Annotated in this window: 16 protein-coding genes; 11 read left to right on the top strand and 5 right to left on the bottom strand. The window is 61.5% G+C overall.

Features of this window, described 5'->3' with window-relative positions:
* Window positions 1–66: 66 nt before the first annotated feature.
* The 5 genes from msrA to aceE form a co-directional block, all read right to left on the bottom strand.
* Window positions 67–714, bottom strand: coding sequence for a peptide-methionine (S)-S-oxide reductase MsrA (gene msrA / locus TK06_RS18390; protein ID WP_063323235.1), 648 nt, complete (start codon window positions 712–714; stop codon window positions 67–69).
* An 84-nt stretch (window positions 715–798) separates the two neighbouring features.
* On the bottom strand, window positions 799–3,492 hold the full coding sequence (locus TK06_RS18385) for a putative bifunctional diguanylate cyclase/phosphodiesterase (RefSeq protein WP_063323234.1): 2,694 nt from the start codon (window positions 3,490–3,492) through the stop codon (window positions 799–801).
* A gap of 182 nt (window positions 3,493–3,674) precedes the next feature.
* Entirely contained in the window at window positions 3,675–5,066 is a 1,392-nt protein-coding gene (locus TK06_RS18380; protein ID WP_063323233.1) for an alkaline phosphatase D family protein, read from the bottom strand.
* 396 nt (window positions 5,067–5,462) lie between these two features.
* Complete coding sequence (aceF, locus tag TK06_RS18375) at window positions 5,463–7,100, bottom strand: dihydrolipoyllysine-residue acetyltransferase (protein WP_063323232.1); 1,638 nt, start codon at window positions 7,098–7,100, stop codon at window positions 5,463–5,465.
* Between the two features lie 11 nt (window positions 7,101–7,111).
* Window positions 7,112–9,757, bottom strand: a complete 2,646-nt coding sequence (gene aceE, locus TK06_RS18370; RefSeq protein WP_063323231.1) for a pyruvate dehydrogenase (acetyl-transferring), homodimeric type — start codon at window positions 9,755–9,757, stop codon at window positions 7,112–7,114.
* A gap of 382 nt (window positions 9,758–10,139) precedes the next feature.
* Here aceE and glnE point away from each other — a divergent pair, with 382 nt between their 5' ends.
* The 11 genes from glnE to TK06_RS18315 all read left to right on the top strand — a co-directional run bounded on the left by glnE (window position 10,140) and on the right by TK06_RS18315 (window position 24,522).
* Window positions 10,140–13,091 (top strand): bifunctional [glutamate--ammonia ligase]-adenylyl-L-tyrosine phosphorylase/[glutamate--ammonia-ligase] adenylyltransferase, encoded by a 2,952-nt coding sequence (glnE, locus tag TK06_RS18365; RefSeq protein WP_063323230.1) that lies wholly within the window; start codon window positions 10,140–10,142, stop codon window positions 13,089–13,091.
* Between the two features lie 187 nt (window positions 13,092–13,278).
* Window positions 13,279–14,313 carry a lipopolysaccharide heptosyltransferase II gene (gene waaF / locus TK06_RS18360; protein ID WP_063323229.1) on the top strand — a complete coding sequence of 345 codons (1,035 nt, stop codon included), beginning with the start codon at window positions 13,279–13,281 and terminating at the stop codon, window positions 14,311–14,313.
* Window position 14,314: 1 nt separating this feature from the next.
* Window positions 14,315–15,373 carry a lipopolysaccharide heptosyltransferase I gene (gene waaC / locus TK06_RS18355; protein WP_063323228.1) on the top strand — a complete coding sequence of 353 codons (1,059 nt, stop codon included), beginning with the start codon at window positions 14,315–14,317 and terminating at the stop codon, window positions 15,371–15,373.
* The gene (locus tag TK06_RS18350; RefSeq protein WP_063323227.1) at window positions 15,373–16,497 is read left to right on the top strand and encodes a glycosyltransferase family 4 protein; all 1,125 of its coding nucleotides are present in this window, start codon (window positions 15,373–15,375) and stop codon (window positions 16,495–16,497) included. Before waaC ends, TK06_RS18350 begins: the two co-directional genes overlap by 1 nt.
* On the top strand, window positions 16,494–17,300 hold the full coding sequence (rfaP, locus tag TK06_RS18345; protein WP_063323226.1) for a lipopolysaccharide core heptose(I) kinase RfaP: 807 nt from the start codon (window positions 16,494–16,496) through the stop codon (window positions 17,298–17,300). Before TK06_RS18350 ends, rfaP begins: the two co-directional genes overlap by 4 nt.
* Entirely contained in the window at window positions 17,300–18,034 is a 735-nt protein-coding gene (locus tag TK06_RS18340; RefSeq protein ID WP_063323225.1) for a lipopolysaccharide kinase InaA family protein, read from the top strand. Before rfaP ends, TK06_RS18340 begins: the two co-directional genes overlap by 1 nt.
* The gene (locus tag TK06_RS18335) at window positions 18,031–18,783 is read left to right on the top strand and encodes a lipopolysaccharide kinase InaA family protein (protein WP_063323224.1); all 753 of its coding nucleotides are present in this window, start codon (window positions 18,031–18,033) and stop codon (window positions 18,781–18,783) included. The genes TK06_RS18340 and TK06_RS18335 overlap by 4 nt, the downstream gene beginning before the upstream one ends.
* Window positions 18,783–20,237 carry a lipopolysaccharide kinase InaA family protein gene (locus tag TK06_RS18330; RefSeq protein ID WP_063323223.1) on the top strand — a complete coding sequence of 485 codons (1,455 nt, stop codon included), beginning with the start codon at window positions 18,783–18,785 and terminating at the stop codon, window positions 20,235–20,237. Before TK06_RS18335 ends, TK06_RS18330 begins: the two co-directional genes overlap by 1 nt.
* A 358-nt stretch (window positions 20,238–20,595) precedes the next feature.
* Window positions 20,596–22,344 (top strand): carbamoyltransferase family protein, encoded by a 1,749-nt coding sequence (locus TK06_RS18325; RefSeq protein WP_053181410.1) that lies wholly within the window; start codon window positions 20,596–20,598, stop codon window positions 22,342–22,344.
* Window positions 22,337–23,239 (top strand): glycosyltransferase family 2 protein, encoded by a 903-nt coding sequence (locus TK06_RS18320; protein ID WP_063323222.1) that lies wholly within the window; start codon window positions 22,337–22,339, stop codon window positions 23,237–23,239. Before TK06_RS18325 ends, TK06_RS18320 begins: the two co-directional genes overlap by 8 nt.
* Window positions 23,236–24,522 carry a hypothetical protein gene (locus TK06_RS18315; protein WP_063323221.1) on the top strand — a complete coding sequence of 429 codons (1,287 nt, stop codon included), beginning with the start codon at window positions 23,236–23,238 and terminating at the stop codon, window positions 24,520–24,522. Before TK06_RS18320 ends, TK06_RS18315 begins: the two co-directional genes overlap by 4 nt.
* The last annotated feature ends 15 nt before the right edge of the window (window positions 24,523–24,537 follow it).

Raw genomic sequence — 24,537 nt, 5'->3', positions numbered from 1 at the left:
AGAGTTGTGTGCGCCGCCAGACCTGTGGGAGCTGGCTTGCTCGCGAAGCTTTTCAGGGCCGGACAGTCAGATTGGGCAGGTCACGCCGGTCCCGCCAATCCCGCAATAGCCTTCAGGGTTCTTCGCCAGGTACTGCTGGTGATAGGCCTCGGCGAAGTAGAACGTTGGCGCTTCTTCGATTTCGGTGGTGATGGTGCCTTTGCCGGCCTTGGTCAGCTCGGCCTGGAAGACTTGCTCGCTGTGTTTGGCCGCCGCCAGTTGGGCTGGGGTGGTGGCATAGATCACCGAACGGTACTGGGTGCCGATGTCGTTCCCCTGGCGCATTCCCTGGGTCGGGTTGTGCAGTTCCCAGAACATCTTCAGAAGCTGTTCGTAGCTGACTTTGGCTGGCTCGTAGACCACCAGCACCACTTCGCTGTGGCCGGTAAGGCCCGAGCAGACTTCTTCGTACGTCGGGTTCGGTGTGAAACCACCGGCGTAACCCACTGCGGTACTGACCACGCCTTCGCGCTGCCAGAACTTGCGTTCCGCGCCCCAGAAGCAGCCGAGGCCGAAGATCGCGAAATCCACGTCCATGGCGAACGGGCCCAGCAGGGGCGCGTCGAGGACGAAGTGTTTGTCCGGCACGGTCATCGGGGTTTCACGGCCAGGCAGGGCTTGTTCTTGAGTAGGAAGCACGTTTTTATTCACCAGGATTTCCGAGCGCAAGACCATTATCAGTCCTCTCAGTCAGATTGAATTGAGCGCAATAGACCGTCAGTGTGCCTCAGAAAAGCCGCCGCAAGCTATACGCAGCTGTCAGACCAGAGGCCCGCGCGGGTAGCGCTTGAGCTTTTCGATCAGCTCCGCGCCCGGGATTGGCCGGTCGAACAGGTAGCCCTGGCCGACGTCGCAGCGGTGGCGCCGTAGAAACGCCAGTTGCTGGGCGGTCTCGATGCCTTCGGCCACGACCTTGAGTTTCAGGTTGTGGGCCATGGCGATCACCGCCGAGGTGATTTCCATGTCGTCCTGGTTGTCCGGGATTTCGTGGATGAAGCTGCGATCGATCTTGATGATGTCGATCGGGAATTTCTTCAGGTAACTGAGGGACGAGTAACCGGTGCCGAAGTCGTCCATGGCCAGGGTCAGCCCCAGGCGCTTGAGCTGGTCGAGCTGCAAGTGGGTGTCTTCGGTGGCTTCCAGCAACAGGCCTTCGGTCAGCTCCAGCTCCAGCAACCGGGCCGGCAGTTGTTCTTCCTTGAGGATGCTGGCGATGGAGGCGACCAGGTCCGGGTCGGAGAACTGCTTGGGCGACAGGTTGATCGCCACCTGCAGGTTGCCCAGGCCGGCGGCGGTCAATTGCTTGCTCATGCGGCAGGCCTGGCGGGCGATCCATTTGCCGATGGGAATGATCAGGCCGGTTTCTTCGGCCACGCTGATGAACTGGTCCGGGCGGATCATGCCCTTTTCCGGATGGTTCCAGCGCAGCAACGCTTCCATGCCCAGCAGGCGGCCGCTGCGCAGGCACAACTTGGGCTGGTAGAACACGTCCAGTTCGTTCTGGGTCAAGGCGCGACGCAGGTTGTTTTCCACGAACAGCTTGTAGCTGGCCTCGGCATTCAGTGCTTCGGTGAACACCTGGACCTGGTGTTTGCCGTTGGCCTTGGCCTTGTGCAAGGCGAGGCCGGCGTTGCGCATCAGGGTCTGCGGATCGCGGCCGTGCAGCGGCGCGCAGGCCAGGCCCACGGAGCCGGTCACGCTGATCAACTGGTTATCGACGAACATCGGCTTGTCGAGGGTCATCAGCAACTGACTGGCGATCTGTTGCCCGGCTTCCAGGCTCGTGTCGTCCAGCAGGACCGCGAATTCGTTACTGGCAAATCGCGCCAGGCTGCCGCTGGGGCTCAAGCTGTTGCGCAGGCGCCGGGCCAGGCTGATCAGCAGTTTGTCACCGGTCTGGTGGCCGAGGCTGTCGTTGATGCGCTTGAAGTTGTCGATGTCCACCAGCAGCAGGCTGATGGGCGAATCACTGTCCCGGGCGAAGCGTTCATCGAGGTTGCGAATGAATGCCGGACGGTTGCCCAGGTTGGTCAGGTTATCGGTGTACGCCAGGCGCTCGATGCGCTGCTGGGCCAGCTTGGTCTGGGTGATGTCTTCGTAGATGCCGATGTAGTGGGTCAGCTCGCGGTTATCGCCGTAGACCTTGGAAATCGACAGCTGGCCCCAGTAGGGCTCCAGGTTCTTGCGTCGACTCTTGAACTCACCCTGCCAACTGTTGCTCTGGGCCAGCGCCGAGGGGGCGTCGAACAGCAGTTCGCTGAGGTTCTCCAGGGCCGGCAGTTCCGAGAGGCGTTGGCCGTGGACTTCCTCGGTGGTGTACTGGGTGATCGCGGTGAAGCTCGGGTTGACGTACTCCACCACACCGTCGCAATTGACCAGCAGGAACGCGTTGGCGCTCTGTTCCACGGCGCGCTGGAACAAGTGCAGGGCGCTGGTGGCGGTGCGTCGGTTATGGTTGTTGATGACTTGGGCGAACTGGTCCGCGAGCTCGCCGGCAAAGGCGATTTCATCCGACTGCCAGGCGCGGGTGACGCCTACTTGCTCCAGGCACAGCACGCCCACCACCTGGCCGTCGATACGCACGCTGGCGTCGAGAATGGCATTGACGTCACGGGCGCGCAGGTTCTCGGCCATTTCTCGGGTGCGTGGGTCGCGCATTGCATTGTGGGCGTCAATGGCGCGGCAGGTCTGCAGCGCCTCCATGTAGTCGGGAAAGTCGTTGGCGTCGATCACCGCGGGCAGGAAGTACGCCTGGGACGCGCGGTTGTAGGCGGAAATCGGTACCAGTTTGCCATCGTCCAGATTCCAGAGGCTGGCGCAGTCGATCTGGTAGATGTCACAGGCGCTGCGGGTAATGAGTTCAGCGGCTTCGAGCAGGGAGTTGTTGGCGCTGTAGCGTTGACGGGTCAGCAGCAGGATCAAGTCCTGTTGGGCGCGTACCCGGTCCAGGTGCTGGAGTTGCTCTTGCTGGGCGCGCTGGTTCAGTTCCAGGGCGATCTGCAGGCGTGAGTTCTGGGTTTCCAGGTCCAGTGCCGGCACGGCGGGTTCGCTTTGTAGCAAATTGTCCACTGCCAGCAGATAACCGCGCAGCAGATGACGATTGTGTTGCTTATAGGCCTCACCCGTCTCCAGCACGTTCATCGGGCCCTTGGCGGTGTGGAGCGTGTAGCGAATCTGGTAATGCGCGGCCTGGGCCAATTGTTGCTGGATGGCGTCGTGCAACTGATAGCGTGCTTCGGGCTCCATCAAGCTGGCGTAAGGCGCACTGACCAGCGAGCACAGCTCTACCGCCGGCAGGCCGAAGTATCGCTCGCAGTTGGGATCGAGGAACAACAGCGCCCAGCTTGCTTCATTCAGCCGTTCGAAACGCAGCATACCGAGCCGCGAGGGCACCGGTAACTGCGTCACTACCTCGGCCGCCATACGGCTGGCGGCATCGGGTTGGCTTTTCATGGGGAAACTCGCTTCGAAAATGCTGATCGCGCCGGGCTAACGCCCTCGTTATTACGGATTGGCGCAAGGTTGCATCATTGCGGCACCGGCTGACAAGAGAGATGAAGGCCAAGTGCTATAAACCTTTTATCGGCCGACGAGAGGATTTCTCCAGTCGCCGGCCGATCAGAGGGCATGGAAGATCATTGCAGTGGGATATCGACCGTCTGCAAGGGGTTGCCGTCCCGGTCGTGGAAGGTGACTTGAAGGCTCTGGGCCGTGACATGCAGGTAGGCGAAGTTGTCCTGGCTCACCACTTTGCTGGTCAGTTCATAGCGGTACTCACCGCTTTGGGTGCGGGCCATGGGCCTGTGGAAAATAAAATCCGAGGCTTTTGCAAAAGGCAGCAATTTACTGTTGTAGAACGGTGAGGAAACGACGGTGTTGACCTCGAAATCAGGATCCTCGCTGTGACGCAGGCGGCTGGTCATGGAGCCGTGGACATCGCCCGAGACGAAAATCACGTTTTTGATCCGATGGCGGCGTATGGTTTCCAGCAAGCGCAGGCGTTGTTCCGGGAAAGCCTGCCAGGCGTCGCCGTCATCGTGCTTGCTGTCAGGGAAGAACATGACGCTGGTCACGACGAGTTTGACCCTGGCGGGGCTGTCGATGAGCCATTGGAGCAGGGACTGTTCCTGTTCTTCGTCGAGGATGCGCCGGTCATTCGCCGACAGGTTGCGTTGCGTCCGGCTGTCGGTGACGAACCATTGGATATCGCCGTGGGAGAAGGTGTACCAGTAGCGGGTTAACGACTTGTGTAATGTTCCGTCGCTCGACAGTTCATGGGCTGGCCCGTGGCTGGCCTGATAAAGCCCATAAGCGCCCATGGCATTTGCGTAGAGGATGTCGTCGTTGACGGTTTTCCTGGCGGGCCAGTTGTCTTCGATCTCATGGTCGTCAAGGATCATGTAGGTAGGGGTGCCAGACATCAGTTTCCGGATATGCGGCTGGGTAAATACCGATCGGTATCTGAAAAGGATGTTCTGATAGGTTCGGTCCGGTCCGATGACATTCAGGTCATCCAGATAAACCTGATCGCCGGTCATCAATACCGCGCTGATCGGTGGGTTGGCCTGCGCCACGAGGCGGTTGATGCCGGCAAAGGTGCGGTCGCCAAGCCCAGGTAGCAATGGGATGCCGGCGGCGATTCGCAAGTAGCGACAAGAGCCCACGATATAAGCGCGTGGCGCATCGGTTTTGCTGGCCGGCGTGCGTAAGCAGTAGGTGGTCCTGGGCCATTGCAGCGGCAGTTCCTGGACGGTTTCCACGGTATGGGTCGGGCTCAGGGGGCTGAACCAGCCGGCCTGGTACTCGTAGGCGGTATCGGGTTGAAGGCCTTTCAACACGATGACATCGGACATGTCGCGGTAGGCCTTCAATTGGACAAAATGCCCTTTCGACCAGCGTGTATCGCCTTGGCGCCGATGGCGAATACCGGCGAATACCCGGTTGTTGTCGCGATCGCCGCGCAGGAATATCCGGGCGTGGTCCGTTGTCGTGTGGCCGACAATGGGGCCAACGGTAGGTTTGAACATATTCGAATCCATTCGAAGTTTCAGCAGTGGGGGCAAACATCAAGTTGCCTTGAGGCTCCGATGCTAAAGCGCGATGCAGGATAAATATTGATCGAGGAGAGGGCGCAAGTTGTGGGTAATGACTAACAGGGGGCGTAGTCATTTCAAACTTGTGAGGTAGGAAAGTTGCCGCGTTGCCCGATCTTCCGCTATCGCGAGCAAGCTCGCTCCCACAAAGGACTTGTGTTGTTCCTGTGGGAGCGAGCTCGCGATGAGGCCGGCACATCCTGCATCCAGGCAGCCTGGCTGGAATTCCAGGCAAAAAAAGCCCCGCCAAACGGGCGGGGTTGAGGTACGAGCGTGGCGCTCGGAAAACAGTGCTCCGAATGGCCCTCCCCAAGGGAGGGCCGTGCGGTGTTACAGCAGGATGGTGCGGATGTCGCCCAGCAGGTCGCTCAGACGCTTGGTGAAGCGTGCAGCGGCGGCGCCGTTGATCACACGGTGATCGTAGGACAGCGACAGTGGCAGCATCAGCTTCGGCTGGAAGGCCTTGCCGTCCCAGACAGGCTGGATGGTGGCCTTGGAAACACCCAGGATCGCCACTTCCGGCGCGTTGACGATCGGCGTGAAGCCGGTGCCGCCAATGTGGCCGAGGCTGGAGATGGTGAAGCAGGCGCCTTGCATGTCGTCGGCGGTGAGCTTCTTGTTCCGGGCTTTTTCGGCCAGGGCAGCGGCTTCGGCAGCCAGTTGCAAGAGGCTCTTCTGGTCGACGTTGCGGATGACCGGTACCAGCAGGCCTTCCGGGGTGTCGACGGCAAAGCCGATGTGCACGTATTTCTTGCGGATCACAGCCTTGCCACTCGGGGCCAGGGAGGCGTTGAAGTCCGGCAGTTCCTTGAGCAGGTGCGCGCAGGCCTTGAGCAGCAGGGGCAGTACGGTCAGCTTCACGCCGGCCTTTTCCGCCACGGCTTTCTGCGCAACGCGGAAAGCTTCCAGCTCGGTGATGTCGGCCTGGTCGAACTGAGTCACGTGCGGGATGTTCAGCCAGCTGCGATGCAGGCTCGACGCGCCGATCTGCATCAGGCGAGTCATGGCCACTTCTTCGGTTTCGCCGAAGCGGCTGAAGTCCACCGCCGGGATCGGCGGAATGCCCGCGCCGCCAGTGGCGCCTTCGGCCGGTGCGTTCTTGGCCTTCTGCATCATGGCCTTGACGTAGGCTTGCACGTCTTCTTTCAGCACACGACCGTGAGGGCCGCTTGGGCCGACGGCGGACAGCTCGACACCGAACTCACGGGCCAGCTGGCGCACCGCAGGACCGGCGTGGACCTTGGCGCCGCTTGGGGCTGGTGCGGCGGCCGGGGCGGGCGCGGCTTCGGCCTTGGCGGCAGGTGCGGCAGCAGCCGGAGCCGGAGCGGCTTCGGTCTTGGCAGCGGGTGCCGCGGCCTGGGCTGGTGCGGCCGGTGCGGCGGCACCGGCTACTTTCAACTTCAGGATCAGGTCACCGGTGCCGACTTCGTCTTCCAGCTTGATCTCGACGCTTTCCACCACACCGGCGGCCGGCGACGGGATTTCCATGCTGGCCTTGTCGGATTCCAGGGTGATCAGCGACTGGTCGGCTTCGACGGTGTCGCCGGCCTTGACCAGCACTTCGATGATCTTGGCCTTGCCCGACGAACCGATGTCCGGAACGTGAATGTCCTGGACCGTGGCCGCCGCAGGCGCAGCAGCCGGAGCGGGAGCCGCCTCGGCAGCCGGTGCCGCGGCCGGCTTTTCAGCCGCCGGGGCCGCTGCAGGCGCTGCCGCCTCAGGTGCCGCAGCGGCGCCCTCGACTTCCAGCTCCAGCAGTTCGTCGCCTTCTTTCAGGCGATCGCCCAGCTTCACTTTCAGGCTCTTGATCACACCGGCTTTCGGCGCAGGCACTTCCATGCTGGCCTTGTCCGATTCAAGCGTCAGGATGCTCTGGTCGGCTTCGATACGGTCGCCGACCTTCACAAACAGTTCAATTACTTCACCTTCACCGCTGCCGATGTCAGGTACGCGAATGAGTTCGCTCACGAAAATTCTCCTCAGCAGTCCAGTGGGTTGCGTTTTTCTGGATCGATGCCGAACTTGACGATGGCCTCGGCCACCACTTTAGGTTCGATATCGCCACGGTCAGCCAGGGCTTCCAGGGCTGCCAACACAACGAACTTACGGTCGACTTCGAAGAAGTGACGCAGCTTCTTGCGGCTGTCGCTACGGCCGAAACCGTCGGTGCCCAGCACTTTGAATTCCTTGGAAGGAACCCACTGGCGGATCTGCTCGGCGAACAGCTTCATGTAGTCGGTAGACGCGATGACCGGACCTTTGCGGCCGTTCAGGCATTCTTCGACGTAGCTCAGCTTTGGCTTCTGGCCTGGGTGCAGGCGGTTGCTGCGCTCTACGGCCAGGCCGTCGCGACGCAGTTCGTTGAAGCTGGTGACGCTCCAGACGTCGGCGCCGACGTTGAACTCTTCACGCAGGATCTTCGCTGCCTCGCGCACTTCGCGCAGGATGGTGCCCGAGCCCATCAACTGGACGTGGTGCGCCGCTTCGCGGGTGTCTTCTTCGAGCAGGTACATGCCCTTGACGATGCCTGCCTCGACACCGGCCGGCATGGCTGGCTGCTGGTAGGACTCGTTCATTACGGTGATGTAGTAGAAGACGTCCTGTTGTTCTTCGGTCATCTTCTTCATGCCGTCCTGGATGATCACCGCCAGCTCGTAGCCATAGGTCGGATCATAGGTGCGGCAGTTCGGGATGGTCCCGGCCAGCATGTGGCTATGGCCGTCTTCGTGCTGCAGGCCTTCACCGTTCAGCGTGGTCCGGCCTGCGGTACCGCCGATCAGGAAGCCGCGGGTACGGCTGTCGCCGGCCGCCCAGGCAAGGTCGCCGATACGCTGGAAGCCGAACATCGAGTAGAAGATGTAGAACGGCAGCATCGGCTGGTTGTGGCTGGAGTACGAAGTACCGGCGGCAATGAAGGAGCTCATGGCACCTGCTTCGTTGATGCCTTCTTCGAGGATCTGGCCCTTCTTGTCTTCGCGGTAGAACATTACCTGGTCTTTATCGACTGGCTCGTAGAGCTGGCCGACGGACGAGTAGATGCCCAACTGGCGGAACATGCCTTCCATGCCGAAGGTACGGGCTTCGTCCGGGATAATCGGCACGATGCGCTGGCCGATTTCCTTGTCCTTGACCAGTTGCGCGAGGATCCGCACGAAGGCCATGGTGGTGGAGATTTCACGGTCGCCCGAGCCGTCCAGGATCGCCTTGAGGGTCTCCAGTGGTGGGGTCGGAACGCTGAAGCTCTTGGCGCGACGCTGCGGCACGAAACCGCCCAGTGCGGCACGGCGCTCGGCCAGGTAACGGGCTTCGGCGCTGCCTTCTTCAGGCTTGAAGAACGGCAGGTTTTCCAGCTCGCTGTCCTTGACCGGAATGTCGAAGCGGTCGCGGAACAACTTCAGGCTGTCGACATCGACTTTCTTGGTGTTGTGCGCGGTGTTCTTCGCTTCGCCGGCGCCAGTGCCATAACCCTTGATGGTCTTGGCCAGGATGACGGTTGGTTGTTCCTTGTGGTTGACCGCTTCGTGGTACGCCGCATAGACCTTGTACGGGTCGTGGCCGCCACGGTTGAGTTTCCAGATCTCGTCGTCGGACAAGTCGGCAACCATCGCCTTGAGTTCAGGCGTGTTGAAGAAGTGCTCACGGACGAACGCGCCGTCCTTGGCCTTGTAGTTCTGGTACTCGCCGTCGATGACTTCGTCCATGCGACGTTGCAGGATGCCGTCGACGTCCTTGGCCAGCAGTGGGTCCCAGAAACGGCCCCAGATGACTTTGTTGACGTTCCATTGGGCGCCACGGAACACGCCTTCGAGTTCCTGGATGATCTTGCCGTTGCCGCGAACCGGGCCGTCGAGGCGCTGCAGGTTGCAGTTGATGACGAAGATCAGGTTGTCCAGCTTCTCGCGGCCGGCCAGGGAAATCGCGCCCAGGGATTCCGGCTCGTCGCACTCGCCGTCACCCATGAAGCACCAGACTTTCTGCTTGCCTGGCTGGATGAAGCCACGGGCTTCCAGGTACTTCATGAAGCGTGCCTGGTAGATCGCCTGGATCGGGCCCAGGCCCATGGAAACGGTCGGGAACTGCCAGAAGTCCGGCATCAGCCAAGGGTGCGGGTACGAAGACAGGCCGTTGCCGTCCACTTCCTGGCGGAAGTTGTTCATCTGGTCTTCGGAGATGCGGCCTTCCATGAACGCACGGGCGTAGACGCCTGGCGATGCGTGGCCCTGGAAGTAGATCAGGTCGCCGCCGTGTTCGTCGGTCGGGGCCTGGAAGAAGTAGTTGAAGCCGATGTCATACAGCGTCGCGCTGGAGGCGAAGCTGGAGATGTGACCGCCCAGGTCAGAATCTTTCAGGTTGGTACGCATGACCATGGCCAACGCGTTCCAGCGTACCAGCGAGCGAATGCGGCGTTCCATGAACAGGTCGCCAGGCATGCGTGCTTCGTGGGTAACGGGGATCGTGTTGCGGTACGGCGTGGTGATGGCGTAGGGCAGTTGCGAACCGCTGCGGGTTGCGAGTTCGCCCATACGGGTCATCAGATAATGAGCACGGTCTTCGCCTTCTTTGTCGAGAACCGATTCCAGGGCGTCCAGCCATTCCTGGGTTTCGACGGGATCGAGGTCTTGCATGGCTTGCTCCAGGGCGGAAAGGCTACCAGAATCGGTTGCCTGAGTTTGCGACTGGCCTTGTGGGCAGACGATATAAATTCTTGGATTGCCGAAGGTTGTTTCGGCGGCGTGTAGTTTTACTACAAATCGTCGACCGTTTCAGCCTTTCGAATGTATAGACGAGTAGTAAAACTACACATGAGCGGCTTATGGCCCCTCGTTTCGTTGTGAGAATAATCGTTACTGTTGGTCATTAGCCAACTCGTACAGGTAAAAACTTGATGCCGGCTGCCAATAAAATCAGATTTTCAGCTATTTATCATCTTTGTTCGACAGTCGATCAGGTAGTGTATTTGGAAAAAACACTACATCCAGCCTCTCCCGCGCCGATCAAGGATAGACCATGAGCCTGCCCTCGCTTGTCCCAATATCGGAAACGGTGCCGGCCATTCTCCAGTCATTGGTCAGTCGTGCCGAGCAGTCGTTCCGTGCGGTGGTCGCCTTGCTCGACGACGATCACGGGCTGTCGGCCTGGACCCCGCAGCGCTGGGAGGCGTTCAACCGTATTGCCGCCGCCAGCGACTTTGTCATCGAGCAGAGTCTCCGCGACCCGGTAATGCTGCTGGAGCTGGTGCGCAGCGGCGAGCTGGACCGTAGCCTGGCGCCCGGTGAAATGTGCGCGCAGATCGGTGCCGCCGTGCGGGCCGCCGAGACTGAAGAAGAACTGGGCCGCGTCCTGCGCCGCCAGCGAACCCGCCAGCAGGTACGGATCATCTGGCGTGACCTGACCCGCCAGGCCGACCTGGTCCAGACCTGCCGCGACCTCTCGGACATGGCCGACACCTGCATTGACCAGGCCTATCGATGGTTGTACCAGCGCCTCAGCCAGCAATTCGGCACACCCACCGGACGGCGCAGCGGCGAGCCGCAGCAGATGGTCATCCTGGGCATGGGCAAGCTGGGTGCCGTGGAACTGAACCTGTCGTCGGACATCGATCTGATCTTCGCCTACCCCGAGGGCGGCGAAACCGTTGGCGTCAAGCGACCACTGGATAACCAGGAGTTTTTCATTCGTGTCGGCCAGCGCCTGATCAAGGCCCTGGATCCGATGACCGTCGACGGTTTTGTGTTCCGTGTCGACATGCGCCTGCGTCCCTATGGCTCAGCCGGTGCGCTGGTGCTGAGTTTCAATGCCCTGGAGCAGTATTACCAGGACCAGGGCCGCGACTGGGAACGCTACGCCATGATCAAGGCGCGTGTGGTGGCGGGCGACCAGGTGGCCGGTGCCCAGTTGCTCGACATGCTGCGCCCGTTCGTCTATCGCCGTTACCTGGATTTTTCCGCCATCGAAGCGTTGCGCACCATGAAGCAGCTGATCCAGCAGGAGGTGCGGCGCAAGGGCATGGCCGACAACATCAAGCTGGGCTCGGGCGGCATTCGTGAGGTGGAGTTCATTGCCCAGGCGTTCCAACTGATCCATGGCGGCCGCGACCTGAGCTTGCAGCAGCGTCCGCTGCTCAAGGTGCTGGGGACGCTCGAAGGCCAAGGCTATCTGCCGGCCAAGGTGATCGACGAGCTGCGCCAAGGCTATGAATTCCTGCGTTATACCGAACATGCGATCCAGGCCATCGCCGATCGCCAGACCCAGATGTTGCCGGACAATCCGCAGGACCAGGCGCGCATTGCGTTCATGCTGGGTTTTGCCGACTGGTCGGCCTTTCACGAGCAATTGATGTACTGGCGAGGGCGTGTGGCCTGGCATTTCGGCCAGGTCATCGCCGACCCGGATGAAGAGGCGGGTGGCGAAAGCGAAGTCGTGGTGGGCGGTGAATGGTTGCCGTTGTGGGAAGACAGCCAGGATGAAGAGGCGGCGTGTCGTCAGTTGGAGGAGGGGGGCTTCGTCGATGCACCCAAAGCCCTCAAGGCCTTGGCCGCCCTGCGCGGCAGCCCGCAACTGCGCGCCATGCAGCGCCTGGGACGCGAGCGTCTGGACGCCTTCATTCCACGCCTGCTGGCCCAAGCCGTGGAACATGCCGATCCAGACCTGGTGCTGGAACGGGTGCTGCCCTTGGTCGAAGCGGTAGCCCGCCGCTCGGCCTACCTGGTGTTGTTGACGGAAAACCCCGGCGCACTGCGTCGTTTGCTGACGTTGTGCGCGGCGAGTCCGTGGATTGCTGAACAAATCACCCGGTTCCCCTTGCTGCTCGATGAATTGCTCAATGAGGGCCGGCTGTTCAAGCCGCCCTTGGCGCCGGAGTTGGCGGCGGAATTGCGTGAGCGCCTGACGCGCATCCCCGAGGATGATCTTGAGCAACAAATGGAGGCGCTTCGGCATTTCAAGCTGGCGCATCGCCTGCGGGTGGCCGCCTCGGAAATCGCCGGCAGCCTGCCGCTGATGAAAGTCAGTGATTACCTGACCTGGCTGGCCGAGGCGATTCTCGAACAAGTGTTGGCCCTGGCCTGGCGCCAGACGGCCGCCAAGCACGGCGTGCCTTTGCGCACCGATGGCAGTCTGTGCGATCCGGGCTTCATTATTGTCGGTTATGGGAAAGTCGGCGGCCTGGAATTGGGACATGGTTCCGACCTGGACCTGGTGTTCATCCACGATGGCGATCCGCACGCGGAAACCGACGGTCCCAAACCCATCGATGGTGCGCAGTTCTTCACCCGGCTCGGCCAGCGGATCATTCATCTGCTGACCGCGCAGACCAACTCCGGGCAGTTGTATGAAGTGGATATGCGCCTGCGGCCATCCGGGGCGTCGGGGTTGCTGGTCAGTTCGCTCGGGGCGTTTGCCCGTTACCAGGAGAATGAAGCCTGGACCTGGGAGCATCAGGCGTTGGTGCGGGCGCGGGTGCTGGTGGGCAGCCAGGACGTGGGCCAGGCGTTCGAGAAGGTCCGCGGCCAGGTGCTGGGGCGCAAGCGTGACTTGCCGACGCTGCGCCAGGAGGTCAGCGAAATGCGCGCCAAGATGCGCGACAACCTGGGCAGCAAGGTCACCGCCGCCGGAACCGCGCCAAATGCCTTCGAGGCCACGGCGCCCTTCGACCTCAAGCAGGATGCCGGAGGTATCGTCGATATTGAATTTATGGTGCAATACGCGGCTCTGGCGTGGTCCGAGGAACACCCATCGCTGGTGCGCTACACCGATAACATCCGCATTCTGGACGGGTTGCAGGAGGTCGGGCTGATGTCGGCCGAAGATGCCACGCTGTTGCGCGAAGCCTACAAAGCCTATCGCTCCGCCGCTCACCGCCAGGCCTTGCAGAAAGATGCCGGGGTGATCGCAGGCGACCAGTTCGTGGAGGAGCGTCGGCAGGTGCTGCGGATCTGGCGGGAGCTGGGGCTGAGCTGAAGCTTAAAACGTGGGAGCGGGCTTGCTCGCGAAAGCGGAGTGTCAGTCAACTGGGATGTTGAATGTGCCGGCCTCTTCGCGAGCAAGCCTGCTCCCACAGTAGATTGCCGGTGTTTTCGCGACCTGAGCCACAGTGATTCTCGAGGCGGGGAGGCGTAGGCCTCCCCGTAGCGTTTTTGGAAACTACATGAATATTCTGATCGTTGGGCCCAGCTGGGTCGGTGACATGGTGATGGCGCAGACACTGTTCCAGTGCCTGAAACAGCGTCATCCGCAGTGCGAAATCGACGTCCTGGCCCCCGAGTGGAGCCGGCCGATCCTTGAGCGTATGCCCGAGGTACGCAAGGCCTTGAGCTTCCCGCTCGGCCACGGCGTGCTGGAGCTGGCGACCCGTCGGCGCATTGGCAAATCCCTGGCCGGTCAGTACGACCAGGCGATTCTGTTGCCCAATTCGTTGAAATCGGCACTGGTGCCGTTTTTCGCGGGCATCCCCAAACGCACCGGCTGGCGTGGCGAGTTTCGCTACGGCCTGCTCAACGACGTGCGCACGCTGGACAAAGAGCGCTACCCGCTGATGATCGAGCGCTTCATGGCCCTGGCCTACGAGCCTGGGACCGAGTTGCCCAAGCCGTATCCACGACCGAGCCTGCAGATCGACCCGCTCACCCGCGAAGCGGCGCTGGCCAAGTTCGGCCTGAGCCTGGACCGACCGGTATTGGCCCTGTGTCCGGGGGCCGAGTTCGGTGAGTCCAAGCGCTGGCCGGCCGAGCATTACGCCCAGGTTGCCGAGGCGAAGATTCGCGAAGGCTGGCAGGTCTGGCTGTTCGGCTCGAAAAAAGATCATCCGGTGGGCGAGGACATCCGCTCGCGGCTGATCCCGGGCCTTCGGGAGGAGTCGGTAAACCTCAGCGGCGACACGTCCCTGGCCGAGGCCATCGACCTGTTGTCCTGCGCCGATTCGGTGGTCTCCAACGACTCCGGCCTGATGCACGTGGCCGCGGCCCTGAACCGCCCGTTGGTGGCGGTCTACGGTTCCACCTCGCCAGGCTTTACGCCACCGCTGGCCGACCAGGTCGAAGTCGTGCGCCTGGGCATCGAGTGCAGTCCGTGCTTCGACCGCACCTGTCGCTTCGGTCATTACAATTGCCTGCGCCAGCTCATGCCGTCGTCGGTGAACGAGGCCCTGGAGCGTCTGCAGGGCACACCCGTGGAGGTTCGGTAACTTGCGGGTATTGCTGATCAAGACCTCTTCGCTGGGGGATGTGGTCCACACCCTGCCGGCGCTGACCGACGCGGCGCGGGCGATTCCCGGCATCAAGTTCGATTGGGTGGTGGAAGAAGGCTTTGCCGAAATCCCCACCTGGCACCCGGCCGTGGGCAAAGTCGTTCCGGTAGCGATCCGTCGCTGGCGCAAGAACCTCTGGCAAACCATCAAGAGTGGCGAATGGCGACGCTTCAAGCAGAGCGTGCGGGCCGAAAAGTACGACCTGGTCATCGACGCCCAAGGCCTGCTGAAAAGCGCCTGGCTGACTCGCTACGTCAAGGCTCCGGTGGCCGGTCTGGATAAAAATTCGGCGCGTGAACCCCTGGCGGCGCGCTTTTATTCCCGGCGCCTGGCGGTGGCCCGTGGTCAGCATGCGGTCGAGCGCGTACGGCAGCTGTTTGCCCTGGCGCTGGGGTATGACTTGCCGCAGACGCTGGGTAACTATGGCCTCAACGTCGATCGATTGGTGGAATTGCCACGCCCCTATCCCTACGTGGTGTTCCTGCACGGCACGACCTGGGAGTCCAAGCATTGGCCCGAACTTTACTGGCGCCAGCTCACCGAGCGCATGGGGCAGTTCGGCGTGGTGGTAAAACTGCCGTGGGGCAACCCCGCCGAAAAGGCCCGGGCCGAACGCATCGCCAACGGGTTGCGCAACGCCCTGGTGCTGCCGAAGCTGAACCTCGGCGGCATGGGCAAGGTGCTTGCCGGTGCCCAGGCCTGTGTGGCCGTGGACACCGGTCTCGGTCATCTGGCCGCGGCCCTGGACGTACCGACCATTTCGTTGCTTGGCCCGACCAATCCGGTGCTGACCGGCGCCTACGGCAAGGGCCAGATCCATCTCGCCAGCGATTTCCCCTGTGCGCCTTGCATGCAAAAGCAGTGCACTTACCCACCCACCGCCGAAGATGCCCGGCGGTTTGACCTGAAACGCGAGCAGCCCCTGTGCTTCACGCGTCTGAACCCCGAGCGTGTTGCCAGCCACCTGAGCACGTTATTGGCTGAGGAGTCGCGCTGATGCAATTGGCTTTTGTCCTTTATAAGTACTTCCCCTTCGGTGGCCTGCAGCGTGACTTCATGCGCATCGCCCTGGAGTGCCAGCGACGCGGTCACCAGATCCGCGTCTACACGCTGATTTGGGAAGGTGACGTGCCGCCCGGCTTCGAAGTGCTGGTCGCGCCGGTCAAGGCGCTGTTCAACCATCGCCGTAACGAGAAGCTCAGTGCGTGGATGGAGGCCGACCTGGCCAAGCGCCCGGTGGACCGTTTGATCGGCTTCAACAAAATGCCCGGCCTGGACGTGTACTACGCTGCCGACGGCTGCTTCGAAGACAAAGCGCAGAACCTGCGCAATTCGCTGTACCGGCGCTGGGGCCGCTACCGGCATTTCGCCGAGTACGAGCGGGCGGTGTTCGCCAAGGATGCCAAGACCGACGTGCTGATGATTTCCGAAGTCCAGCAGCCACTGTTCATCAAGCACTACGGCACACCGCTTGAGCGCTTTCACCTGCTGCCGCCGGGCATCGCCCAGGACCGGCGTCGGCCCGCCGACGCCGACCAGATCCGCGCGGCGTTCCGGGCCGAATTCGAACTGGCCGATGACGACCTGCTGCTGGTGCAGATCGGTTCCGGGTTCAAGACCAAGGGCGTGGATCGCAGCCTCAAGGCTCTGGCCGCGCTGCCCGCCGAATTGAGAAAACGCACCCGGTTGTTTGTAATCGGCCAGGACGACCCCAAGGTATTCCAACTGCAGAGCGCCGCACTGGGGCTCGGTGATAATGTGCGGTTCCTCAAGGGGCGCAGCGACATCCCGCGTTTCCTGCTGGGTGCCGACCTGTTGATCCATCCGGCGTACAACGAGAACACCGGCACCGTACTGCTCGAAGCGCTGGTGGCCGGATTGCCGGTGCTGGTCAGCGCGGTGTGTGGGTACGCCCATTACATCGCCGAGGCCGACAGTGGCCTGGTGCTGGACGAGCCGTTCGAACAAGCCCAGCTCACCGAGTATCTGGGCCGCATGTTGAACGATGCCGATGCCCGGACGGCCTGGAGCCGCAACGGTCTGGCCTTCGCCGAGACGGCCGACCTCTACAGCATGCCGCAGCACGCGGCCGATGTGATTTTGGCGGAGCACGCACAATGAAGTTGATGCTGGCCGAACCGTTCAAGAGCCTTTGGGCCGGGCGCGATGCGTTCACCGAAGTCGAAGCGCTCAAGGGCGAGGTCTATCGTGAACTGGAAGCCCGGCGCACCTTGCGCACGGAGGTGGACGGTCGCGGCTTTTTCGTGAAGATCCACCGTGGCATCGGTTGGGGCGAGATCTTCAAGAACTTGTTCACCGCCAAGCTGCCGGTCCTCGGGGCAGGGCAGGAGTGGAAGGCTATCCAGCGTTTGCAGGAGGCTGGCGTGCCGACCATGACCGCTGTCGCCTACGGCGAGAAGGGCAGCAATCCGGCGGACCAGCACTCGTTCATCGTCACCGAAGAGCTGGCGCCGACCGTCAGCCTCGAAGACTTCAGCATCGACTGGGTCAAGCAGCCGCCGCCACCGGCACTCAAGCGTGCCCTGGTCGCCGAAGTGGCGCGCATGACCGGCATGATGCACCGCGCCGGGGTCAACCATCGCGACTGCTACATCTGCCACTTCCTGCTGCACACCGACAAGCCGGTGACGCCTGCCGACTTCAAGCTTTCGGTGATCGACCTGCACCGTGCCCAGACCCGTCCAGCCATTACCGCTCGCTGGCGCAACAAGGACCTGGCGGCGCTGTATTTCTCGGCGCTGGACATTGGCCTGACCCGGCGCGACAAGTTGCGTTTTCTCAAGGGCTATTTCCAGCAGCCGTTGCGCCGGATCCTCGCTGAAGAGGCGTCGCTGCTGGCCTGGCTCGAAGGCAAGGCCAACAAGCTGTATGCCCGCAAGCAGCGATACGGGGACGCGCTCTGATGTCAGGTTGGACACTGGAGCCGGCCTACGCCGACCTGGCGCAGGATTTCGGCAGCCTCGAGGCGGTCTTCGCGTTGCAAGGGGAGCGTTTGACCCGTGATCCGTTGTCAGAGGTGATCCGGGTGCAGCGCAACGGTGTGAATTACTACGTCAAGCGCTACGTCGGGGCGGGCAAGGGCTTGCGCCGTTACCTGGGCAGGCCGCGGGTCAAGTCCGAATGGCAGAACCTCAAGCGCTTCGCCAAGTGGGGCATCCCTACCGCCGAAATCGTCGCCTGGGGCCTGGAGCGAAACGGCGCGGCCTATGCCCGTGGCGCGATGATCACCCGCGAACTGCCGCATACAGAAGACCTCTCGGCGCTGGCCGAGCGTTGCGATCCGAGGCTGGCCGACCGCGCCTGGGTTGAAGGCGTGAGCCGGCAACTGGCCGGTTACACACGGACCATGCACGAGCAGCGCTTCACCCATAATGATCTGAAATGGCGCAACCTGCTGGTCGATGACCAGGCGAAGCTGTTCCTGATCGACTGCCCGAATGGCGACTTCTGGCGCGGCTTCTGGCTCAAGTACCGCATCACCAAGGATTTGGCGTGCCTGGACAAAGTGGCCAAGTATCACTTGTCGGCCACGCAGCGCCTGCGGTTCTACCTGCAATACCGCCAGCGCAACCGGCTCAATGCGTGCGACAAGAAACGCATCCGTCACGTGGTGAGATTTTTCGAGGGGCGTGAATGACTGATTTTCTGGCCGCTGAAGACCGGGCGTTGTTGCAACGTCATGGCCTGGACAGCTTCGAGGCCTTGTGGGCGCGGCAACTGGACGCGGTGGACGTTCCCAACACCTTGGGTGACGGCTGGAGCAGTGTGTTCCGGCTGGACCTGGAGGGGCAGGGCTATTACCTCAAGCGCCAGAGCAATTACCTGACCCGGACCTTGTCCCACCCGTTTGGCGAGCCGAGTTTTTCCCGGGAGTTTCGCAACATCAGCCGATATCGCCAGTTGGGGATTCCGGCCCTGCAAGCGGTGTTCTATGGTCAGCGCAAGGTGAATGGCGAGGTGCGAGCGGTCTTGCTGACCCGAGCCCTGGACGGCTGGGATGACCTGGATTCACTGCTGCGGCGCTGGTCGACCCTGACGGCGGCGCAACGCACCACCATTTTGAAAGCCTGCGGCCAGTTGGCGCGGCGTCTGCACGGCATGCATCAGGTGCACGGTTGTTTCTATCCAAAACACATCTTTCTGCAAGCCAGCGATAGCGGTTACCAGGCGCAATTGATTGATCTGGAAAAGACCCGGCCACTGCTGTTCGGCCTGCGAGATCGGATCAAGGACCTGGAGCCGTTGCTGCGTCGCGCCTCGATCTGGAGTCACGACGAGGTGCGCCAATTGCTGTCTGTTTATCTGGACCAGCCGCTCGACGGAGCGCTGGTCGATAGCTGGATGACCCGCCTGACCATCCGGCGCAGCCACAAGGAAGCCCGTTGATGCACTTGTCCGAACTGAAGAACGCCGGCCGCAGTCCCGGCCTGCCCCTGAGCCTGGAGCTGGCCGATGCCGCCGGTCCGGCGAAGTTGCAGCTGCTTTCGCTGTTGCGTGTGTTGCCGGGGCAGCGTTACGTTGGCGCGGGCGTCTGGCGCGGCCGGCCGGTGCTGGCCAAGTTGTTGGTGGGCAGCAAGGCCGCCCGGCATTTTCAACGGGAACTGCAAGGCGTGCGCCTGCTGGCGGAGCAAGGGTTGACGACGCCGCTGTTGCTCGCCGATGGCCTGAAAGAGGGTGAAGGCGGCTGGTTGTTGTTCCAATTGCTCGAAGGCGCCGAGAGCCTGGGGGATGCCTGGAAACAGGTCGAGCACCTGCCATTGCTGGCTGACGAGCAAACGGCGGTATTGGCCGAAGCCCTGGGCGCTATCGCGCAATTGCACAGCAAAGGCCTATGGCAGGAAGACTTGCACCTGGACAATCTGCTGCGGCACGACGGCAAGCTCTACTTGATCGACGGCGCCGGCATCCGTGCTGAAACCCCAGGTCAACCGCTGTCGCGGCAGAAAGTCCTGGAGAACCTGGGAGTGTTTTTCGCTCAGCTTCCCAAAGCCCTCCAGCCGTTCAATGAAGAGCTGTTGGTGCATTACCTGCTGGGCAACGCCGAACACGCGCTGCCCATGGAAGCGCTGCAAAAACAGATCGACAAGGTGCAAGCCTGGCGCCTGAAGGATTTCCTCGCGAAAGTCGGGCGCGAGTGCAGCCTGTTCAGCGTGCAACGCGGGGCGTTTGGCCTGCGGGCGATCCGCCGTGATGAAGAAGCGGCCATGACACCGGTGCTGGAGCAGGCCGATGCATTGCTCGACCAGGGACACCTATTCAAGACCGGCGGCGCGGCCAGTGTCGGCAAAGTCGAGGTGAACGGTCGCACCTTGGTGATCAAGCGCTACAACATCAAGAACTTCGCCCATTGGCTCAAGCGCTTCTGGCGCCCGAGTCGCGCCTGGCATTCCTGGCGCGAAGGCCATCGCCTGGCCTTTCTCGGCATCGCCACGCCCAAGCCCCTGGCTCTGCTGGAAAAGCGTTTCCTGTGGCTGCGCCGCGGTGCGTACCTGGTGACCGAATACCTGTCCGGGCCCGACATCATCGAGCGTTTTGCTCCCTACGTGGAAAACGGTGACGCCCCCGAGACGGAATTGCTGGCGCTGGATCGCTTGTTCGCGGACCTCATCCGCGAACGCATCAGTCACGGCGACTTCAAGGGCCACAACCTGTTCTGGCAGCAAGACCGCTGGGCGTTGATCGACCTCGACTCGATGTGCCAACACCGCACCCACGCCAGCTTCGCCCAGGCCTACGCCCGTGATCGCGCGCGGTTCATGCGTAATTGGCCTGAGGACAGTGCGTTGTATCGGGTGATTGATCAGCGGTTGCCTAGAGAGGCCGATAGCGTCTCTTCCTAGTGGGCAATGTATTTCGGCAGTCGGATACAGCTTTTGTGGCGAGGGGATTTATCCCCGCTGGGCTGCGAAGCAGTCCCCAAATCGGCCACCTGGGTGTGTCAGGCTGATTGCGTTCAACTGGTTTTGGGGTCGCTGCGCAACCCAGCGGGGATAAATCCCCTCGCCACAAGTCCCAGGAGCCGGCTTGCCGTGGTCCCTCTAAGAAGTAGGCCCCAAGCTTGCCGCTTGTCGCTAGAGGCTTAATGCCGCTTTTAAGCTATAATCCCGCCCTTTAGCTGCCCCGTGCCCTGGGCTCGCGGCACATCAATTGTTCGCGGCGCTTGTCGCCCGTATGCAGACATTAAGAGGCTAGACCCCTGTGGCATTGACGATTCTTGGCCTGTCCGGCGCCCTTAGCCATGATCCTTCCGCTGCGTTGTACATTGACGGCAAGCTGATCGCAGCGGCCGAGGAAGAGCGCTTCGTACGCGATAAACATGCAAAGAACCGCATGCCCTACGAGTCGGCGAAGTTCTGCCTGGAGCAGGCCGGTATCAAGCCTTCCGACGTCGATGTCGTGGCGATCCCCTTCGCCCCGATCAGCCTGTTCGGCGAGGCGCGCTGGCACTACGCCAAGCGTTACTGGTACGCCCCGGACCGCGCACTCGATGCGATCCTGATGGGCAACCGTCGCTACAAGCGCTATCGCCGCAAGATCGTCTGGTGCCTGGAGCAACTGGGCTTCGATCCGAAGAAAATCAAGATCGAGCCGGTCGAGCATCACCTGGCTCACGCCTCCAGTGCCTACCACTGTTCGGGCTTCCAGGAGAAAACCGCGATTCTGGGCATCGACGGCAAGGGCGAATACGCCACGACCTTCTTTGGCTACGGCGAAAACGGCAAGATCCACAAGATCAAGGAATTCTTCGACCCGGACTCCCTGGGCGGCCTGTACGGCGCGATCACCGAATTCCTCGGCTTCGAGATGCTCGACGGCGAGTTCAAGGTCATGGGCATGGCGCCCTATGGCGATGCCAGCAAGTACGATTTCTCGCGCCTGGCTTCTTTTGAGAACGGCGAGCTGGTGATCAACACCGACTACGCCAACGTGATCGGCCTGCGTCGCTATAAAGAGAAGGGCAAGGGCTTCTACTTCTCGCCGAAGCTGATCGAATGGCTCGGCCCGAAACGTGAAGGCGACATCGCCGACGAGCCGTACATTCACTACGCGGCGAGCATGCAAGCGCTGTTCGAGAAGCTCGCGCTCCAGATGATCGACCACTACCTGGGCGACGTGCTCAAGGAAACCGGTAAGCTGGCCTTCGCGGGTGGCTGCGCGTTGAACGTCAAGTTGAACCAGAAAATCATCGCCCGTGACGACGTCAAGGAGCTGTTCGTGCAACCGGCTTCCGGCGACGCCGGTACTGCCGTGGGTGCTGCGGCTTATGTGTCCCACGCCCGTGGCGTACCCGTAGAGAAGATGGAACACGTCTACCTCGGCCCGGCCTACAGCAACGAAGATGTGATCGCTGCATGCGCCCGTCATCCGAGCAAGCCTGCGTGGCGCAAGATCGACAACACCCCCGAGCGCATCGCCAGGATCATGGTCGACGGCAACCCGGTGGCCTGGTTCCAGGGGCGCATGGAGTTTGGCCCGCGGGCCTTGGGCGGTCGTTCGATCATCGGTTGCCCAAGCGCCAGCGGCGTGGCCGATCGCATCAACGAGCAGATCAAGTTCCGCGAGCGCTGGAGGCCTTTCTGCCCGTCGATGCTCGACACCGTTGCGCCGCAGATGATCAAGGTCGACCACCCGGCGCCGTTCATGACGTTCACCTTCGAAGTGGCCGAAGAATGGAAAACCCGCGTGCCGGAAGTCGTCCATGAAGACGGCACGTCTCGGGCCCAGGTGCTCAAGCGCGAATACAACCCGCGCTACTACGACATGATGAAGGCCCTGGAAGTCCTGACCGGCAACGGCGTGTCGCTGAACACTTCGCTCAACCGTCGTGGCGAACCGATGATCTGCTCGCCCACCGACGCGCTGAACATGTTCTTCGGTTCCGATCTGCAGTACCTGATCATGGAAGACATCCTGGTGGTCAAAGATGGCGTGGACGCTTATGACTGAGACGTTGATCAGCGTTGTCATCCCTGCTTATAACTACGCCAAGACATTGCCGCGTGCGGTGAACTCTGTTGTGGCGCAGTTGGGAGATGCTCCAGCTGAACTGCTGGTGATCGATGACGGTTCAACTGACGCGACGCCACAAGTGCTGGAACAGCTCCAGGCTGAACATGCGAATTGCTTTCGAGTTCTGCGTAAACCCAATGGTGGTCTATCTTCGGTTCGTAATCGCGGGATCGAGGAGGCACGAGGGCCATACATGATCTTCCTGGATGCCGATGATGAGATGGCTCCAGGCGCGCTGGCTGCGGTGGCCCAACATATCGCCAGTCATCCCGAGAGCCGTTTTATCATCGGTGGGCACTGGTCGGTGTTTGCCGATGGCCGTCGGGTCCAGCATCGCGTAAAGCCCTTGCCTGCCACACCGCGCGAACGTGTGCGTGGCTACTTGCTGGACAAGACGGTGACGCTGTCCAACGGTGCCTGCGTGATGCATCGCGATGTGTTTGCGCCGGGCAATTACCCCGAGCACTTGCGTAACGTCGAAGATATCCCGGTGTTTGCCCAGGTGTTGGCGCGTTTCCCGTGCAGCGTTCTCGATCAGCCGCTGGCGTTGATCTATAAGCATGATGACAGTATGCGGCACGACCTCAAGCAAAGCCTGGCGGCGGGCGTTGGGATGGTTGACGAGGTGTTTTCCCCTGCGCGCTTACCTGAACTGCAGGACTTGCGCCAGGCTTTCATGGCTCAGCGCTGCCTGTCGTTGTTCCGTGATTGCTACACCGCTGGCGACTATGTCAACGCCAGGGCTTTTTATGTTCAAGCTGTGCGCACCGATATTCGTTCTCTCACGCGTTGGCCCTATACCCGCAAGGCCATTCGGTTGTTGTTCAAATGAGTGCGCCGTTGTCCGGCGAAGGAGTGCTCCAGGTTGATGGGTGCTGGGCGCAAAAGGCACGGGAGCTGGATCGTTATCGTTGGAAGTTGCTACGCGAGCGTCATGGTCGCTTTGGCAGCCTGCTGCGCCTGGTTCGTGATGTGCTCGTCGATGTTGCTGTCGGGATACGCGCCAAAGCGTGCTTGAGTGGTTCGGTCGACCCCATGCACTGTGAGGTGCTGTTGCTGCATTCGGCCCCCAAGTCCATGGCATTGCAGCGCAAGAATATTTTGATCGAGGCTCTGCGCGAGCGCGGACACCATCTGAAGGAAGCCGCTTTACGCTCGCCGTCAGATGCTTGCGCGCAGCGAATGCTTGTGGCACCTGCGCAGTCTGTACCGCTGCGATATCTGGTATACGCGGCCCATGCCCAGTGGTTAGTGATGACCTATCAGCCCAAGGTGTTGATCAACGAGCGCAACGGTAGTCTCCATGCGCCATTTCTGCGCCTGGCATTGGCTGCGCGTGGCGCTCGACTGCTGCATCTGGCTCACGCCGCGACGCTGGAGTCTTCTCGGCGGCTGGCGATGAACGACTTTGATTTCTACGGCGTCTTTGGACGCAGTTCGCTTGTTGCCTTGCAAGAGCGAACCTTGCGGTTTGGTGAGTCGACAGTCGTGCTGGTCGGGTCCTACCTGGTCGATGAAACCTATGATCTGCCTGTCGCTGACCCGGCGCTCCGAACGGTGTTGGTCTTGGGGGTTGGTCCTGATCGGGAGAAAGACTCGGGCTACCAGAACACCTATCAGCTACTGTGCGATTGGGCCGAGCGCAATCCGCACTATCGCGTACTGTTCAAGCGTCACCCGCGTAGCAAGGCGCAATTCTGGAGCGCTGCTGCCGAGCGATTGGCCAACGTAGAACTGCTGGATATCACGTGCTCGCTGGCCCAGGCGCTGGCCCAGGCCAGCGTTGTGATCAATATCATGTCCAATGCCGGTATCGAGGCAGGGTTGGCGGGCCGGCCGGTGATCCATGTGAACGCGGGCAGTGATCAGGACATTTTTTCCCATTCGCTTTTTTTTGGACCTCAAGTTCGTGATGAACCTGAATTGTCCCGTCAGTTGCAGGCGCTTGAGTGCGATTACCAGGGGCATGTGGCCCGAGCCCGCCATTTCGCCGATTATCACTTGGTGTACGGTTCTCAGGGATTGGCGAAGACCGTTCAACTAGTCGATAACCTGTTGCACGACGTAGAGCCTGTGCGGGACTTCGAGACCTTCAGGCTGCCTGCAGTCGGTTGACCTCGGGAGGTAGAT

It is taken from the genome of Pseudomonas fluorescens (assembly GCF_001623525.1).
GTDB lineage: Bacteria > Pseudomonadota > Gammaproteobacteria > Pseudomonadales > Pseudomonadaceae > Aquipseudomonas > Aquipseudomonas fluorescens_Q.
This window is presented reverse-complemented; position numbering and strand designations above follow the sequence as displayed.